General features: G+C 66.8%; 15 protein-coding genes. 11 read left to right on the forward strand and 4 right to left on the reverse strand.

Annotation, left to right across the window (positions count from 1 at the left end):
- Window positions 1-4: 4 nt before the first annotated feature.
- A complete protein-coding gene (locus CFB46_RS24470) occupies window positions 5-1,027 on the forward strand; it encodes a DUF2891 domain-containing protein (RefSeq protein ID WP_089502330.1) in 1,023 nt (340 codons plus the stop codon).
- A gap of 109 nt (window positions 1,028-1,136) precedes the next feature.
- Here the strand turns inward: CFB46_RS24470 and CFB46_RS24475 are convergent, their stop codons facing one another.
- Complete coding sequence (locus tag CFB46_RS24475) at window positions 1,137-3,356, reverse strand: TonB-dependent receptor (protein ID WP_089501562.1); 2,220 nt, start codon at window positions 3,354-3,356, stop codon at window positions 1,137-1,139.
- Window positions 3,357-3,678: 322 nt separating this feature from the next.
- On the opposite strand from CFB46_RS24475, the gene CFB46_RS24480 reads away from it, so the two are divergent.
- The gene (locus tag CFB46_RS24480; RefSeq protein ID WP_089501563.1) at window positions 3,679-4,740 is read left to right on the forward strand and encodes an asparaginase; all 1,062 of its coding nucleotides are present in this window, start codon (window positions 3,679-3,681) and stop codon (window positions 4,738-4,740) included.
- A 57-nt stretch (window positions 4,741-4,797) separates the two neighbouring features.
- Here the strand turns inward: CFB46_RS24480 and CFB46_RS24485 are convergent, their stop codons facing one another.
- Window positions 4,798-5,772: a LysR family transcriptional regulator gene (locus CFB46_RS24485; RefSeq protein ID WP_027782740.1), complete on the reverse strand. Its 975-nt coding sequence runs from the start codon at window positions 5,770-5,772 to the stop codon at window positions 4,798-4,800.
- A 141-nt stretch (window positions 5,773-5,913) separates the two neighbouring features.
- On the opposite strand from CFB46_RS24485, the gene aspA reads away from it, so the two are divergent.
- Both aspA and CFB46_RS24495 read left to right on the forward strand, forming a co-directional pair.
- Window positions 5,914-7,320: an aspartate ammonia-lyase gene (gene aspA / locus CFB46_RS24490; RefSeq protein WP_089501564.1), complete on the forward strand. Its 1,407-nt coding sequence runs from the start codon at window positions 5,914-5,916 to the stop codon at window positions 7,318-7,320.
- 115 nt (window positions 7,321-7,435) lie between these two features.
- A complete protein-coding gene (locus CFB46_RS24495; RefSeq protein WP_089501565.1) occupies window positions 7,436-8,941 on the forward strand; it encodes an amino acid permease in 1,506 nt (501 codons plus the stop codon).
- Window positions 8,942-9,004: 63 nt separating this feature from the next.
- Here CFB46_RS24495 and CFB46_RS24500 read toward each other — a convergent pair whose 3' ends face one another.
- Window positions 9,005-9,688 (reverse strand): alpha/beta hydrolase, encoded by a 684-nt coding sequence (locus tag CFB46_RS24500; protein ID WP_089501566.1) that lies wholly within the window; start codon window positions 9,686-9,688, stop codon window positions 9,005-9,007.
- Between the two features lie 258 nt (window positions 9,689-9,946).
- Here CFB46_RS24500 and CFB46_RS24505 point away from each other — a divergent pair, with 258 nt between their 5' ends.
- Together CFB46_RS24505 and CFB46_RS24510 are read left to right on the forward strand one after the other, a co-directional pair.
- A complete protein-coding gene (locus CFB46_RS24505; protein WP_027782744.1) occupies window positions 9,947-10,189 on the forward strand; it encodes an antitoxin in 243 nt (80 codons plus the stop codon).
- Complete coding sequence (locus CFB46_RS24510; protein ID WP_089501567.1) at window positions 10,186-10,593, forward strand: type II toxin-antitoxin system VapC family toxin; 408 nt, start codon at window positions 10,186-10,188, stop codon at window positions 10,591-10,593. Before CFB46_RS24505 ends, CFB46_RS24510 begins: the two co-directional genes overlap by 4 nt.
- A 117-nt stretch (window positions 10,594-10,710) precedes the next feature.
- On the opposite strand, the gene CFB46_RS24515 is transcribed toward CFB46_RS24510, so the two are convergent.
- The gene (locus CFB46_RS24515; protein WP_089501568.1) at window positions 10,711-10,938 is read right to left on the reverse strand and encodes a hypothetical protein; all 228 of its coding nucleotides are present in this window, start codon (window positions 10,936-10,938) and stop codon (window positions 10,711-10,713) included.
- Window positions 10,939-10,995: 57 nt separating this feature from the next.
- On the opposite strand from CFB46_RS24515, the gene CFB46_RS24520 reads away from it, so the two are divergent.
- From CFB46_RS24520 to CFB46_RS24540, 5 genes are read left to right on the forward strand one after another with little or no spacing between them, the layout of a single operon-like run.
- Window positions 10,996-13,383, forward strand: coding sequence for an MCP four helix bundle domain-containing protein (locus tag CFB46_RS24520; protein ID WP_089501569.1), 2,388 nt, complete (start codon window positions 10,996-10,998; stop codon window positions 13,381-13,383).
- 31 nt (window positions 13,384-13,414) lie between these two features.
- Window positions 13,415-14,134, forward strand: coding sequence for a methyl-accepting chemotaxis protein (locus tag CFB46_RS24525; protein ID WP_089502331.1), 720 nt, complete (start codon window positions 13,415-13,417; stop codon window positions 14,132-14,134).
- Complete coding sequence (locus tag CFB46_RS24530; protein ID WP_089501570.1) at window positions 14,131-14,712, forward strand: hypothetical protein; 582 nt, start codon at window positions 14,131-14,133, stop codon at window positions 14,710-14,712. The genes CFB46_RS24525 and CFB46_RS24530 overlap by 4 nt, the downstream gene beginning before the upstream one ends.
- A gap of 22 nt (window positions 14,713-14,734) precedes the next feature.
- Window positions 14,735-15,694, forward strand: a complete 960-nt coding sequence (locus CFB46_RS24535) for a chemotaxis protein CheX (protein WP_089501571.1) — start codon at window positions 14,735-14,737, stop codon at window positions 15,692-15,694.
- A gap of 36 nt (window positions 15,695-15,730) precedes the next feature.
- On the forward strand, window positions 15,731-16,096 hold the full coding sequence (locus CFB46_RS24540; RefSeq protein ID WP_006486240.1) for a response regulator: 366 nt from the start codon (window positions 15,731-15,733) through the stop codon (window positions 16,094-16,096).
- The last annotated feature ends 10 nt before the right edge of the window (window positions 16,097-16,106 follow it).

Genomic DNA, 16,106 nt, shown 5'->3' on the forward strand with positions numbered 1-16,106 from the left:
TCTCATGACCGACCGACTCACCCCCGAACTCGCGTCGAAATTCGCGTCGCTCGCGCTTGCACACCTGACCCGCGAATATCCGAACAAGCTCACGCATGCGCTCGAAGGTCCGCACGACGTGCAGGGGCCGCGCGCATTGCACCCGATCTTCTACGGCAGCTACGACTGGCACTCGTGCGTGCACGGCTACTGGCTCGTGCTGCGCGTGCTCGAACGCTACCCGGCATTGCCGGAAGCCGAACGCATCGTCGCGATCGTCGACGCGCATTTCACCGACGCGAACGTCGCCGGCGAGCGCGCGTATCTCGCGCTGCCGCACAACGCCGGCTTCGAGCGGCCGTACGGCTGGGCGTGGCTGCTCGCGCTCGCCGCGCAGCTCGAGCGGCTCGCGCTGAAGGGCGTGCTGCCGCAGGCCGCGCGCTGGGCGAAGACGATGGCGCCGCTGGCCGACCTGTTCGTGTCGCGCTTCGAGACTTTCCTGCCGAAAGCGACCTATCCGCTGCGTGTCGGCACGCACTTCAACACCGCGTTCGCGCTGGCGCTCGCGCTCGATTTCGCCCGCGACACGCAGCGCGACGGGCTTGCCGCGCTGATCGTCGATGCCGCGAAGCGCTGGCACCTGAATGACGTCGCATGCCAGGCGTGGGAGCCGTCGGGCGACGAATTCCTGTCGCCCGCGCTGATGGAAGCCGAACTGATGCGGCGCGTGCTGCCGGCCGCCGAATTCGAGGGCTGGTTCGCGCGCTTCCTGCCCGATCTCGCGCTCGGTGAGCCCGCGACGCTGTTCGAGCCGGCGACCGTCAGCGACCGCAGCGACGGCAAGATCGCGCACCTCGACGGGCTGAACCTGAGCCGCGCGTGGTGTCAGCGCTCGCTGGCCGGCGCGCTGCCGGCAGGCGATGCACGGCGCGCGAAGCTGCTCGACGCGGCCGACCGGCATCTCGCGAGCGCACTCGCGCACGTGGCCGGCGATTACATGGGCGAACACTGGCTCGCGACGTTCGCGTTGCTCGCGCTGGACGCGTAGCGCGCGACGCCACGCCGGCGGCAAGGCCCTCGGCGCGCGGCTATACGCGCCGCTCGGGCCGCTCGGGTCGCTTCGCGTAGCGCGTCACGCCCGCCCGTCGCCGGCGGCGTTACTGATAGAAGTTGAGCGTGACCATCGCCGAACGGCCCGGCGCCCACGTCGCGTAGATCGGGTACGCGCTCGCGTAATACTGCTTGTCGAACAGGTTCTGCACGTTCAGTTGAACGTCCATCGTCTTGTTCACGCGCCACGTCGCGGCCGCATCGAAACGTGCATAGCCGGGCGTCCACTTCTTCGTCGTCGCCGACACCGACGCATAGGTCTGGCTCATCACCGTCGCGCCCGCGCCGAGCGTCAGCTTCGGCATCACGTCGTAGCTCGTCCACAGCGTGAAGTTGTGCTTTGGCACCATCACCATCGGCAGGCCCGATGCGCCCGGGCTGCCGGGCCCCGCGTCGGTCGTGATCGCGTTCAGGTACGAGTAGCCGCCGAACACGTGCCACTTCGGCGTCAGGTTGCCCGCGAAGCCGAATTCGACACCGCGCACGCGTTGCTTGCCCGCGTTGACCGTGTGGCCGAGGCCGTCGCTGACGCGCGCATTGGTTTTTTCGGTCTGGAACAGCGCCGACGTCAGCGACAGCTGATCCTGCAGCACGTCCCACTTCGCGCCGATCTCGATGTTGCGCGCGCGCTCGGGCGCGAGGTCCTGGTTGGTCGCGGTGATCTGGTCGGTGCCGCCGCCGAGGCCGCCGTTCGAGCCCGGCGGGTTCGACGACGTGCCGTACGACGCGTACAGGCTCACGTTGGTCACCGGCTTGAACACGAGACCGAACTGGTAGCTGAACAGGTTCGACGTGTTCGACAGGTCGGCGACGCCGGCCTGCTTGCCGGTCGTGTCGTAGCGGTCGAAACGCAGCCCCGTGTTGAACTGCCAGCGCTCGGACAGCTTCACCGTGTCGAAGAGGTACGCGGACACGGTGTCGGTGCGCGTGTTCGTCGTCGGGCCGGGGAAGCCCTTGTCGCCGTTCAGCACGATGCTGCCGGTCCACGGCCTGTTCGGGTTCCAGCCGCCGGCGAGCGGCGTGCAGTTGCCGGCCACCGCGCATGGGCTGTTCGAGCGGATGTTGTTGCCGGCCGAATCCGACACGAGATAACCCTCGTAGCGCGCCTGCTCGTGGCTGAACTCGACGCCGGCCGTCATCGTGTGCTTCATCCCGAACAGGCTCGCGCTGCCGGTCGCTTCCGTCTGGTTCGAGAAGCCGTTGAGCGCGTACTTGCCGCTCTTCGCCTGCAGCCCGAGCATGGCCGGGTTCGACGCGAGGATCTGCGGGTTCGTCGCGACATAATCGAGCGTCGAGCGGCCGAACATCGTCGTGTTCCTCAGCTTCCACGCATCGTTGATCTTGTGCTCGACGCGGATTTCGCCGGTGTCGGTCTGTCCGTAGCGATAGTCGCGCGTGTTCAGCCCGAAGAACTGCCCGCGATCGGTCGGCACCGGCGTGCCGCCCGATGCGCGAAACGGCACGCTGAAGTCCGGCATGTCGTACGAATTCATGTGGTAATAGCTGACCGTGACCGTGGTCGGCGTGTTCAGCCCGAACACGATCGACGGCGCGACGCCCCAGCGCTTGTTGTACACGTCGTTGCGGCCGGCCTGGTTCGCGTCGTGCCCCATCACGTTCAGGCGCACGGCCGTCGTGTCGTTGATCTTGCGGTTCGCGTCGACCGTCGCACGCTTGTAGCCGTCGGTGCCGAAGCCGATGCTGCTGTTGATGAAGTTGTCGTTCTGCGGCGTCTTCGTGACGATGTCGATGCTGCCGCCCACCGAGCCGCGGCCCGCGTAGACCGAATCGGGGCCCTTGATCACGCTGATCTGCTCGACCGCGAACGTCTCGCGATTCTGCAAGCCGGAGTCGCGCATCCCGTCGACGAAGATCGAGTTGCGCGATTCGAAGCCGCGGATCACCGGACGGTCGGCCGACGGGTTCGCGGCCGCGTCGCCGCCGAGGAAGGTAATGCCCGGCACCGAACGCAGCGCGTCCGCGAACGACGTGACGTTCTTTTCCTTGATCAGTTGCTCGGGGATCACCGTGACCGAGCGCGGCGTATCGAGCAGCGGCGCGGTGAACTTGTACGAGGGCGAGCGCTTCACCTGCATGTCCGACAGCGCGGACGACTGCACGGCGATGGTCGGCAGCGGCGCCGGTACGTCGGCGGCGGAAACGGAGGCGGGAGCGGTTTCGGCGGAGGCGAGCAGCGGCGTCAGGAAAACGGAGCAGGTCAGTGCCGATACGAGGGTGCGAGGCCTCGTCTTGAACTGGGCAGGCATATCGGGAAGCAGCGGAAGGTTCGGTGATCGGGTGCGTTTTCTCGATGGCGGCGGGGCACGCCCGGCACATCGGAAAACGTCAATGTAAATGCGTATGATTCGCGTTTGCGTCCGCAATTCTACGGATTGGTATCAAATATGTAAACGATTGAATGGTTCTTGTACTGAATCGGTCAGGCTTTCGTGAGGGCGACCGGCTTTGCGCCGTGTGCAACACCGCTTTCCATGCCAGGGCCGACGCGCGGCGGCGACGACTCGCTACACTGCCGTACCGGTTGGACGGGCCCCGGCATCAGGCCCCGGAGCAAGGAGACAGAAGAGGATGGACACCCCACGCGCAGCGGTCGTCACGTACCGCGGCAATGCGATCGAGAACACGCACGTCGCCCATGTGGCGGTAGTCGACGCACGCGGCCGGCTGCTGGCCCGGTTCGGCGATCCGTTCCGGATGACGCTCGCGCGGTCGGCGGCCAAGCCGGCCCAGGCGCTGTCGGTGATCGAGACGGGCGCGCCGGAACGCTTCGGCTTCGACGACGCGGACATCGCGCTGATGTGCGCGTCGCACAGCAGCGAGGATCGTCACATCGAACGCACGCGCGCGATGCTGGAGAAGGTCGCCGCGCACGAATCGGATTTGCGCTGCGGCGGCCATCCGCCGTTGTCCGACGCGGTGTACCGGTCGTGGATCAAGCGCGACTACACGCCGACCGGCGTATGCAGCAACTGTTCGGGCAAGCATGTCGGGATGCTGGCGGGCGCGCAGGCGATCGGCGCCGCGATCGCCGATTACCATCTGCCCGACCATCCGATGCAGGTGCGCGTGAAGCAGGTGGTGGCCGACGCGTGCGGCCTGCGCGACGACGAAGTCGAATGGGGCATCGACGGCTGCAACCTGCCGACGCCGGCGTTCTCGCTGGATCGGCTGGCGCGCCTGTACGCGTCGCTGGCCGACGGCGCGGACGCGGCGGAAGCTGGCGGCGCGCTCACCGATCGCGTGCGCGCACTGGCGCGCATTCACCGCGCGATGACCGCCTATCCGGAACTGGTCGCGGGCGACGGGCGCTATTGCACGGTACTGATGAACGCGTTCGGCGGGCAGGTGGTCGGCAAGCTCGGCGCGGATGCTTGCTACGGGATCGGCGTGCGCGCGTCGGAACGCACGCGGCAACTCGGCGCGGACGGTGCGCTCGGCATCTCGGTGAAGATAGAGGACGGCAATCTCGACGTGCTCTACATGGTCGTCAGCGAAATCCTCGAGCGGCTGCGGATCGGCACGGCCGAGCAGCGCGCGCAACTGGCCGGTTTCCATCGGCCGCCGATGCTCAACACGCAGGGCGTCGAGTTCGGGCACGCCACGTTCCCGTTCGAATTGCAGGCGGCCTGAGCGCGCCCGCCGCGCCGATGCCGCCGGCCCGCGATCCGGGCCTCGCATCGGCGCGTGCTATGCGCGAGTGTCGCGAATCTTCGCCAGTTCCCGATCCGAAAGCTCGCCGATCTGCGCGAGGTGTTCCGCGAGAAAATCCTTCAGCACGCGCAGCTTCGCCGAGCTGCGCCGGTTCGCCAGATACGCGATGTAGATGAATTCGCCGGTCAGCCGGTTCTGCAGCCGGTAGCGCGGCAGCACGGCTTCGAGCTGGCCGCTCGCGAGCAGGTCGCGCACCAGCCAGATCTCGAATTCCGCGATGCCGAGCCCCGAGCAGGTCGCTTCCAGCAGCAGCTCCGAATGGTCGGTGACGAGATTGCCTGCCGGCAGCACGCTGTGCTGCGTGTCGCCGTTCACGAGAGCCCAGCGCGGATCGCCTTCCGGGTGCACGTAGCGCAGGCAGTTGTGGCGCGTCAGGTCGTCCGGCGTCGCCGGGCGACCGCAGCGGTCGAGGTAGCCGGGCGTCGCGCACAGGATGCTGTCGTTGCGCGACAGCCGGTGAACGACCAGGTTGTCCAGATAGTTCTCGCCTTCGTGGATGTCGAGGTCGAAGCCGCCGGCCACGAGATCGTTGTGGTTGTCGGTGAGCCGCACGTCGAGCTGGATCGTCGGATAGCGCGCCAGAAACGGCGCGATCAACGGCGCGAGATGACGGCGGCCGAACGCGACCGGCGCGGTGAGCTTCAGCGGGCCGCTCGGCTGCGCATTCAGCTCGGCGACGACACGCAACGTGTCGTCGAGATCGGCGATCAGCGTGACCGCGCGCTCCAGATAGATATGACCGGCTTCGGTGAGCGTCACGCTGTGCGTCGAGCGGTGCAGCAGCGCGACCCCGAGCGCCTCCTCGATCGCCGTCACCTTGCGCGCGACGGTCGACGTCGACACATGCATCTCCTTCGCGACCGCCGAAAAACTCCCCGTTTCGACCACGCGCACGAACGCGCGCATCGCGCCCAGATGATCGATGCCGGTTTCTCTCGCGCCTTTTTTCATTCGATTCTCGCTGTTGCGTCCCACGCAAAACCGCTTTCGATAATACAGAAGGGAGCTTGTTTTTGCAAAGGCATAGAATGCGAACCCGTCGCGTCGGCAAGCGGCGAACGACGAGCGGCACGAGACACCCAGGAGGGCACGATGACCGAAAACGGCTTCCGCGTCGAAGCGGATCTTTTAGGCAAACGAAGTATTCCGGATGCCGCCTATTACGGCGTCCACACGCTGCGCGCGAAAGAGAATTTCGACATTTCCGGCCGCACCATTGCGTCGCTGCCGTACCTCGTGATGGCGCTCGCATCCGTGAAGGAAGCGGCGGCCGACGCCAATTGCGAACTCGGGCTGCTGCCGCGGCCGTACCGCGATGCGATCACCGCCGCATGCGTCGAGATCCGCGAAGGGCGGCTGCACGACCAGTTCGTCGTCGACGTCATCCAGGGCGGCGCCGGTACGTCGACCAACATGAACGCGAACGAAGTGATCTGCAACCGCGCGCTTGAAATCATGGGGCACGCGCGCGGACAGTACGAATACCTGCACCCGAACGAGCACGTCAATCTCGCGCAGAGCACCAACGACGTCTATCCGACCGCGATCCGGATCGCGACGTGCTTCGCGGTCGAACATCTGCTCGAAGCGATGGCGCGGCTGCGCGATGCATTCGCGGAGCGGGCCGACGCGTTCGCCGGCTTGCTGAAGCTCGGCCGCACGCAATTGCAGGACGCGGTGCCGATGACGCTCGGCCAGGAATTCTCGACCTACGCGGTCATGCTGACGGAAGACATCGCGCGGCTGCAGGAGGCCGGCTGGCTGATTCGCGAGATCAACCTCGGCGCGACCGCGATCGGCACGGGCATCACCGCACATCCGCAGTACGCGGAGAAGGCGCTGGCCGCGCTGCGCCGTATCACCGGGCTCGACCTGAGCACCGCGCCGAACCTGATCGAGGCGACGCAGGATTGCGGCGCATTCGTCCAGGTGTCGGGCGTGCTCAAGCGGATCGCCGTCAAGCTGTCGAAGATCTGCAACGACCTGCGGCTGCTGTCGAGCGGCCCGCGCGCGGGCTTCGGCGAGATCAACCTGCCGCCGGTGCAGGCCGGCTCGTCGATCATGCCGGGCAAGGTGAATCCGGTGATCCCGGAAGTCGTCAACCAGGTCGCGTTCGAGGTGTTCGGCAACGACCTGACCATCACCTTCGCGGCCGAGGCCGGCCAGCTTCAGCTCAACGCGTTCGAACCGGTGATCGCGAGCGCGCTGTTCCGCAGCTTCAGCCACCTGACGGCCGCCTGCACGACGCTCGCGCAGCGATGCGTGAGCGGCATCACCGCGAATCCGGAGCGGCTGCGCGAGACGATGGAGCGCTCGGTCGCGCTCGCCACCGCGCTGAATCCGTACATCGGCTACAAGCGCGCGACCGCCGTGGCCGCCGAAGCGCACGAGAGCGGCAAGTCGATCCGCGAAGTCGTGCTGGATCACCAGTTGATGACCGACGCGCAACTGGACGAGGCGCTGCACCCCGAAGCGCTGATCCGGCCGCGCGCGTACTGATTCCGGCCGCGCGGCGCCGGCCCATGCCGCCGGCGGCCCGCGCGCGGGCCGCTCCCCGCAGGTTCCCCGCAGCGCTCGTCGACGGGCGCGATACATCAAGAAACGGAGACACACCATGAAGCACGCCAGCGAGCGCCCGGCCGAGACGGCCGGCGGCGCGGATCCCCGTCATGCCGACCGCGATGCGATGTTCGCGTCGCACGAGGCCGGCTATGAGCAGAAGTTGAAGCCGCGCCACGTGCAGATGATCGCGATGGGCGGCGCGATCGGCACCGGCCTGTTCCTCGGCGCGGGCGGCCGCCTGCAGAGTGCGGGGCCCGCGCTGGCGCTCGTGTATCTCGTGTGCGGCGTGTTCGCGTTCCTGATCATGCGCGCGCTCGGCGAACTCGTGATGCACCGGCCGACCAGCGGCAGCTTCGTGTCGTACGCACGGGAGTTCATGGGCGAACGCGCGTCGTTCGTCGCCGGGTGGATGTACTACCTGAACTGGGCGACGACCGGTATCGTCGACATCACCGCGGTCGCGATCTACATGAAGTACTGGGCCGTGTTCACCGACGTGCCGCAATGGGTGTTCGCGCTCGGCGCGCTGGGGATCGTGTCGGTAATGAACATGATCGGCGTGAAGGTGTTCGGCGAGATGGAGTTCTGGTTCTCGATCGTCAAGGTGGGGACGCTCGCGCTGTTCCTCGCGGTCGGCGCCGTCTTTCTCGCGAGCGGGCACCCGGTCGCCGGCCAGATGCCGGGGCTGCATCTCGTCGCGGATCACGGCGGGATCTTCCCGCACGGGGTCCTGCCGGCCGTGCTGATCGTGCAGGGCGTCGTGTTCGCCTACGCGAGCATCGAGCTCGTCGGCGTCGCCGCGGGCGAGACCGCCGATGCGCGCAAGGTGTTGCCGAAGGCGATCAACAGCGTGATGTGGCGTATCGCGCTGTTCTACGTCGGCTCGGTCGTGCTGCTGACGATGCTGCTGCCGTGGACCGCGTACAGCGCGCACGAAAGCCCGTTCGTGACGTTCTTCAGCAAGCTCGGTGTGCCGTACGTCGGCACGGTGATGAACGTCGTGGTGCTGACCGCCGCGCTGTCGAGCCTGAATTCCGGCCTCTATTCGACCGGGCGCGTGCTGCGCTCACTCGCGATGGGCGGCTCGGCGCCGCGCTTCGTGTCGCGGATGAACGCGCGCGGCGTGCCTTACGGCGGAATCCTCGTCACGGTCGCGGTCAATGCGATCGGCGTGCCGCTGAACTACATCGTGCCGGCGCAGGCGTTCGAGATCGTGCTGAACATGGCGTCGCTCGGGATCATCACGACCTGGGGCTTCATCGTGATGTGCCAGATCCTGTTCCGCCGCGCGGTCAATCGCGGCGAACTGAGCCCGGTGTCGTTCCGGATGCCCGGCGCGCCTTTCACGTCGTGGCTCACGCTCGGGTTTCTGGTCACTGTGCTGGTGCTGATGGCGTTCGATTATCCGGGCGGCACGTGGACCGTCTCGATGATTCCGGTTGTCGTGCTCGCGCTGGTGATCGGCTGGAAGCTGGCGAAGCGCGGGGCCGTGCGCGAGCAGGCGGCGGCGATGTCCGCATCCGCGCGTGCCGTTGCCGAGCCTGCGCGGAACGCGTGATGCCATGCACCCGGGGCGCTGGTCAGTTTGCGGGCCGGCGCCTGCGGTGCGTTCGGTTCAATTTCAGTTCAAGCCGGCGCGCTCGCCGACCCATCGGCCGAAATCGCCGGCCATCTCCGCGGTGAGCTCGTGTCCGGCCGCATACCGCCGCGTGTCGTGCGCGACGCCGAGCGCAGCGAGTTTCGCATCGGCCTTGTCCGCCCACGCGACGGGCAGCTTGTCGTCGAAGCGACCATGCACGATCAGCGCGTGAAGCGGCCGTAGCGCATCGCGCGGCGCGATCAGCGGATCGATTTCCGGCAGGATGCGGCCGCACAGCACGGCGAACGCGCTCACGTCGCCCGGCGACGTGAGGCCGACGCTCGCGCTCATGATGCCGCCCTGGCTGAAGCCGGCGACCACGGTCGCCAACGCGGGGGCTGCGCCATCGCGGGCGCGGAGTGCGTGCAGCAGCGTGATCAGTTGCACGCGGCTCTCATCGGCACGCGCCGCATCGATTTCAGGGCCGTTCGGGCCGAAACGCACCGGAAACCATGCATGCTGATTGGGCCCGAACGTGAGCGGGCCGCGCAGGAACGCGATTTCGATGCGCGGATCGATGGCGTCGGTCACGTTCAGCAGGTTGGTTTCGTTGCCGCCGACGCCGTGCAGCAGCAACAGGCGGCCGGCCGGGCGGCCGGTGGCCGGACGCAGCAGATATCGAAGGCCGGAATCGGGATCGGTGGTCAGCGGCTGGGCGTCGGTCATTGCGTGGGTCAGAAAGGGAACGATGCGACAGTCTAGAGCGGGCGGATCGGGAGGGGAATCGCCGCGAAGGGATTGATTATTTCCTTGCGGGAACGAATCGGGGCTGCGGTTCGTTGCGGGAACGGATCGCGACATCACGCGGCCAGGTATGGGCCGACACCCCGACAATTCCTCGACAGCAGGCCGATCGGACGACTCGTCATTCTCGCGTGCAGTTGATAAAATAGATACGTTTTGTAGATACGTAAGGGCGCGACGATGGATACGGCAAAGATCTTCAAGCATGGCGGCTCGCAGGCGGTCCGGCTGCCGAAGGATTTCCGCTTCGATACGGCCGAGGTGCGCATTCGCCGCCATGGGGCGTCCGTCATTCTGGAACCGGTGCCGCAGGACTGGGCATGGCTGACGCCGCTGATCGGCCCGGTCGATGCCGACTTCGAGGCTGCCGCGACCACGCAGCCGTCCGCTCAGGAGCGCTCGGGCCTGGATGTGTTCGAATGAAGTTCCTGCTGGACACCAACGCGGTGATCGCCATGCTCAAGGGCGAGCCGGCAATGCTGGCCCGTCTGCATGCCTGGCAGCCGGCCGATTTCGGGATCCCGGCGATCGTCGCGCATGAGCTTTATTACGGCGCGTACAAGAGCCAGCGAGCGGCAGCGAACGTTGCGCGTGTCGACGCGCTTCAATTCGAGGTCGTGCCGTTCGACACCGAGGATGCGCAGCATGCGGGCGAAATTCGTGCGCATCTGATCGCGGCCGGCACACCGATCGACCCTTACGACGCGTTGATCGCGGGGCAGGCACGCGCCCGGCACCTGGTGCTCGTCACGCACAACGCCCGCGAATTCGCGCGTGTTCCGCGGCTGCAATTCGAAGACTGGCTCGCCGAACCGAGCGAAGGCTGAACGGCGGATCATGCAGCGGCGACATCCACGAACCTGCCGGGCGAACGCCGCATCGACTATTAAAAAAATACCAAAACGAACCGGCGCGCCGATAATGCGCAAACGTTTTACCTGCATTCAATAAAACGGATTTTGCGGAGCACGAATAAAACGATGAATATCCGCTATTCCGGCAATGCGTCGAGCGCTGCGGCCATGCCGGGTATGGCGGCCCAAAGTTAACGGCAAGTCCGCGAAAAACTTTAGGTTTTTCCCCTCGCAATTATTCATTTCAATTTCCTCAATGAACGATTGATTTTCGGTCATCGGACAGTCATACACCATCCCCGATAATTCGCCGCTCATATTCTTTCATTAGACCAAAGGGCGATCGAAGCCGGATCGCTGCGGGGAGCTGTACTCATGACCATCCGTCATCGCATTACGCTGCTAGTCGTCCTCACGTTCTTCGCGCTGTCCGCGATCGGCATCTATGCCGTGTACCAGACGCGCAAGAGCGCATCCGAGGTGCGTCAGGTCACCCAGGGAATCGTGCCGAGCGCGCTCGCGTCGGCGGATCTCGTCGCCGACGTGAAGAACATCCAGATCGCGACGATGACGCTCGTCTACGCGCCCGACGCGAACACCGCCGCGCAGGCGCGCGACGAGTTGAAGGCGAAGCAGGCCGCATTGCGCGCCGCACTCGACGCGCAGGCGAAATCGGCGGTCGGCCGCGCGCAGGAAGGGCTCGTCACGCAGGCGAAGGACAGCGCCGCCAATTACTTCGCGGCGATCGACGACACCGTGAAGATGAAGGCGGACGGCAAGGCCGAGATGGCGCAGGCCTACCTGTTCGCGAACGTCGCGCAGTATCGCGACGAACTCGAAAGCATCGTCGACACGCTGCGCGTCGAAAAGAACCGTCAGAAGGACGACGCGATCGGTGCGTTGAACGGGATGCTCGCGACCACGGCGACCGCGATCGCGGCCGTCGCCGGCACGGTGATCGTGCTGCTGACCGCGCTCGGCTTCGTGCTGTATCGCCAGATCACGCGTCCGCTGATCGGGATGCAGACGGCGATGAGCGAGATCGCGACGAGCCAGGATTTCACGCGCCGCGTGCCGGTGGGCCGGATGGACGAGATCGGCCATTCGATCGTCGCGTTCAACGGGATGATCGAGAAGATCCAGGAGAACGCCGCGCAACTGAAGCAGAAGACGGCCGACATCCAGGCGATGCTGCAGAACATGCAGCAGGGCATCCTGACCGTCGTCGAAGGCGGCGTCGTGCATGCGGAGTATTCGGCGTACCTCGAAACCATCTTCGAGACGAACGACATCGCCGGCCGCGAGCTGATGGCCCTCGTCTTCGACGATTCGGCGATCGGCGCCGACGCGCGTTCGCAGGTCGATGCGGCCGTGCACGCTTGCCTGGGCGAAGACAGCATGAACTTCGCGTTCAACGAGCACCTGCTCGTCAACGAAGTCGCGAAGCGGATGCCGGACGGCCGCGAGAAATGGCTCGACCTGAGCTGGTCGGCGATCACCGACGAGACCGACACGGTGGTGCGCCTGATGCTGTGCGTGCGCGACGTGACCGAGATCCGCGAGCTGACCGCGCAGGCCGGCGAGCAGCAGCGGCGCCTCGAGATGATCGGCGAGATCCTGTCGATCAGCCAGGACAAGTTCCACGACTTCGTGCACAGCGCGAAGGGCTTCCTCAGCGAGAACGAGCGGATGATCCGCCAGCACGAGCGCGTCGATCACTCGATCGTCGCGGCGCTGTTCCGCAACATGCACACGATCAAGGGCAATGCGCGCACCTACAGCCTCCAGCACCTGACGAACATCGTCCACGAAGCGGAGCAGGCGTACGAATCGCTGCGGCGCGCGGACAGCGGCCCCGAATGGAACCGCGACGCGCTGATGGACGATCTGGCGCGCGTGCGCGAAGCCGTCGACCACTACGCGACGATCAACGCGGTCACGCTCGGCCGCGGCAGCGAGCCGGCGCAAAATGGCGCCGATTTCCTGATGGTCGAGCGCGCGCACATCAGCGAGAGCTTGCGCGTGCTCGACGGCGCCGATCCGGCGAATGCGCCCGACTGGCACGCGGCGCGCGATGCGGTGCGGCGCATGCTGAGCCAGCTCGGCACCCAGGGCATCGGCGAGGCGCTCGGCGGCGTGATCGAGTCGCTGCCGTCGCTCGCGGCCGAGCTCGGCAAGCCGGCGCCCGTCGTGCATATCGACAGCCACGGCCAGCGTGTGCGCACCGAGATCGTCGCGACGCTGAAGAACGTATTCATGCACCTGCTGCGCAATTCGATCGACCACGGGATCGAATCGTCCGACGCGCGGCGGGCAGCCGGAAAACCGGCGTCCGGCACGATCGACATCGCGGTCGGCGTGGGCGGCGGCGAGCTGTGGTTCGTGCTCGGCGACGACGGCCGCGGCCTCGCGCTCGACCGGATTCGCGGCATCGCGCGCGAGCGCGGCTGGATCGATGTCGACAACGAAGCGGCGCTGTCCGACGAGGATGTCGCGGAGCTGATCTTCCGGCCGGGCTTCTCGACCGCGCAGGCGGTGACCGAGGTATCCGGGCGCGGCGTCGGCATGGACGCGGTGCGCAATTTCCTGAAGCGCGACGGCGGCGATATCGCGCTGCGCTTCACCGACGATCGCGTCGGCGCGCCGTATCGCGCGTTCGAGACGATCGTGTCGCTGCCGGCGCGCTTCGCGGCGGACGGTGCCGCGCATGGCGCCGGGCACGCGCAGCGGGCGCGCAGCGCGGATATCGGCGCAGCGGAGTGACGGCGTGATCGTGCAGGCGTGGGTGATTCAGATGGCCGCCGCGCTGGCGGGCGGCGCGGTCGTCGCGGTGGCGGCCGCGGTCGTGTTGCGCGTGACGCGCAGGCGGCTCGTCGCGGCGCTGGCGCGCGAGGCCGACGCGTTGCGCGATGCGCTCGACGCCGCCCGCGCACGCGCCGAGGAAACGGCGTCGGCGCATGCGGAAGCGGCCGACGCATGGGCGCAACGCGAGGCGCAGCTCGAGGAGGCGCTGACGCGCGAGGCATCCGCGAACGGCGCGCAGCGCGACGCGTTGCAGACGCTGTCGGCCGACCGCGCGGCGCTCGCACAGCACGCGATGAAGATCGCCGACGAAGCCGCGCGCCTGCGTGGGCTCGCCGGCACGTTCGAGCGCTGGCACGAGCAGATGATCTCGCTGACCACGCAGAACCAGGACATGCGCTCGAAGAACCAGGAGCTGTCGGCGATCGTCGCGCACGTGTCGATCGTGTCGCTGAACGCGTCGATCGAGGCCGCGCGCGCGGGCACGGCCGGGCGCGGCTTCTCGATCGTCGCGAGCGAGGTGCGCGGGCTGGCCGCGCGCTCGCAGCAATTGTCGAACAGCTATCGCGACAGCCTGAACCGCAACGATCTCGTGACGGCCGCGACGTTCCAGGACATCCAGGCCGGCGGCAAGATGATCACGGCCGCGCTCGCGACCGTCGAGACGCTGGCCGGGCAACTGCACGCGCGAATCGAAGGAGAGGCCGCGTGATCAGCGCGCAGGCGAGGGCCGGTTTCGAGCGGATCTTTTTCGATGCCGCGCGCACGCGGCTCGCAGCCGGCGGCGCGTGCGACATCCGGCCGGCCGCCGAACACGAACACGACGCGCCCGATCGCGCGCATACGAAGTCGCGATCGAAACCGACAGTACCCGAGCATGTCGTTGTGCTGACGATTTCGGCGCTGCATTTTCGTCTGCTGCTCGCGCTGCGCTTCAGCGACGACGACGCGACACGTCGCCATTTCGCAGGCACGACGGCGGCCACGAGCAGCCAGCGGCCGCTGACCGAGGCGTTCATGGAAGTCGCGAACTTGTGTTGCGGCGCGATCAACCAGGCACTGACCGTGCCGTTTCCCGATCTCGGGATGTCGACGCCTTATCTGCTGAGCGGCGCGAGCATCGACTACATGCGCGTGCTCGCGCCTGATTACGTGGCCGCGTACGACCTGACGCTCGACGGCGACGTGCGGGTCGGCGCGACGCTGTGCGTGTGCGCGAACGCGCCGGTCGATTTCCATGTGCCGGAAGGGGCCACGGCGGAAACCGGCGGCGAGCTCGAACTGTTCTGACCGACCATCAGGAATCCATCAGATGACCGAAGACCAACCCGTCAGCAAGGTGCTCGTGCTCGACGACAGCCGCGTGCATGCCGACGCGATCAAGCGTTTCTGCGACGAGCACAACCTGGTCGGCCTGACCGTGCGACGCAGCCGGCTGCTGAAGGTGCTGCGCTCGAACATCGATCTCGGCGCGATCCTGCTGGCCGAGGATTACGGCGGTTCGCCGGCCGAGAGCGAGATCATCGCGACGCAGATCGACGCGCTGCGGCCCGAGCTGCCGATCATCCTGCGCCGCGAGTCGCTCGCGTCGCGCGAGGGGCTGCCCCATGCGCTCGCCCGTGTCGCGTGCGCGGCCTACGTCGCCGACGACATGACGCCGCTCGAGCGCGCGATCGACGAATACCTGTTCGGCCGCGACTACCCGAACGCGTTCGTGCGCGGCATCTCGGAGATCACCGAGGCGCGCATCGACAGCCTGTTCCCGGGCATGGCGATCGAGCACGACACGCCGTGCATCGTCCGCGACCAGATCATCTTCGGCGAGGTGTTCAGCCTGATCGCGCTCGAAAGCGCGTGGTGCCGCGGCTACATGCTCTTGCAGACGAGCGAGCAGCCGCTGCTCGACATGCTCGGCCGCACGCGCGACGACGGCCGCGCGCCGGATTTCCGCGACGTGAACAGCGTGCTCGGCGAGCTGACCAATCTCGTGTGGGGCGCGTTCAAGAACCGCTATCTCGGCGACGCCGAGGCGCTGGCGCGCCATCCGGTGCAGGTGCCGCTCGTCGTCAATCACAAGCAGAAGTTCATCTCGTTCGGCGGCGATTGCCCGCAGCTCTGTTTCAAGTACCGGATGACCGATCCGGCATCGGGACGCTCGGTCTGTCTCGATCAGCGTTTCGTGTTCAGCCTGAGCTGGTCGCCGGAGGACTTCCGCGAATCGGTGCAGGACGTCGGGCCGATGGTCGAATCGGGCGAACTCGAACTGTTTTGAATGTTGAAGTCAGCAACGAAGAAAGGGGAATACGACATGGCAAAGATTCTGGTGGTCGACGATTCGGGCACGGTGCGCGACGAAGTGGCCGGCTTTCTGCGCAATCACGGGCTCGACGTCGCGACGGCCGTCGACGGCAAGGACGGGCTCGCGAAGCTCAAGGCGACACCCGGCGTGCGCCTCGTGATCAGCGACGTGAACATGCCGAACATGGACGGCCTGACGATGGTCGAGAAGATTCGCGGCGAGCTGGCGAACACGGCGGTCAACGTCGTGATGCTGACGACCGAAAGCAGCCCGGCGATGAAGGAGCGCGGCAAGGCCGCCGGCGTGAAGGGCTGGATCGTGAAGCCGTTCAAGGGCGATGCGGTGCTTGATGCGCTGAAGAAGCTGGCGGGGTGACGCGCGGCGG

The organism is Burkholderia sp. HI2761 (assembly GCF_002223355.1).
Lineage (GTDB): Bacteria > Pseudomonadota > Gammaproteobacteria > Burkholderiales > Burkholderiaceae > Burkholderia.

What these genes read in the sequence shown, in the direction of transcription:
- CFB46_RS24470 (WP_089502330.1), top strand. Translation starts at nt 5, where the DNA reads ATGACCGACCGACTCACCCCCGAACTCGCGTCGAAATTCGCGTCGCTC.
- CFB46_RS24475 (WP_089501562.1), bottom strand. Translation starts at nt 3,356, where the DNA reads ATGCCTGCCCAGTTCAAGACGAGGCCTCGCACCCTCGTATCGGCACTG.
- CFB46_RS24480 (WP_089501563.1), top strand. Translation starts at nt 3,679, where the DNA reads ATGGACACCCCACGCGCAGCGGTCGTCACGTACCGCGGCAATGCGATC.
- CFB46_RS24485 (WP_027782740.1), bottom strand. Translation starts at nt 5,772, where the DNA reads ATGAAAAAAGGCGCGAGAGAAACCGGCATCGATCATCTGGGCGCGATG.
- aspA (WP_089501564.1), top strand. Translation starts at nt 5,914, where the DNA reads ATGACCGAAAACGGCTTCCGCGTCGAAGCGGATCTTTTAGGCAAACGA.
- CFB46_RS24495 (WP_089501565.1), top strand. Translation starts at nt 7,436, where the DNA reads ATGAAGCACGCCAGCGAGCGCCCGGCCGAGACGGCCGGCGGCGCGGAT.
- CFB46_RS24500 (WP_089501566.1), bottom strand. Translation starts at nt 9,688, where the DNA reads ATGACCGACGCCCAGCCGCTGACCACCGATCCCGATTCCGGCCTTCGA.
- CFB46_RS24505 (WP_027782744.1), top strand. Translation starts at nt 9,947, where the DNA reads ATGGATACGGCAAAGATCTTCAAGCATGGCGGCTCGCAGGCGGTCCGG.
- CFB46_RS24510 (WP_089501567.1), top strand. Translation starts at nt 10,186, where the DNA reads ATGAAGTTCCTGCTGGACACCAACGCGGTGATCGCCATGCTCAAGGGC.
- CFB46_RS24515 (WP_089501568.1), bottom strand. Translation starts at nt 10,938, where the DNA reads ATGAGCGGCGAATTATCGGGGATGGTGTATGACTGTCCGATGACCGAA.
- CFB46_RS24520 (WP_089501569.1), top strand. Translation starts at nt 10,996, where the DNA reads ATGACCATCCGTCATCGCATTACGCTGCTAGTCGTCCTCACGTTCTTC.
- CFB46_RS24525 (WP_089502331.1), top strand. Translation starts at nt 13,415, where the DNA reads ATGGCCGCCGCGCTGGCGGGCGGCGCGGTCGTCGCGGTGGCGGCCGCG.
- CFB46_RS24535 (WP_089501571.1), top strand. Translation starts at nt 14,735, where the DNA reads ATGACCGAAGACCAACCCGTCAGCAAGGTGCTCGTGCTCGACGACAGC.
- CFB46_RS24540 (WP_006486240.1), top strand. Translation starts at nt 15,731, where the DNA reads ATGGCAAAGATTCTGGTGGTCGACGATTCGGGCACGGTGCGCGACGAA.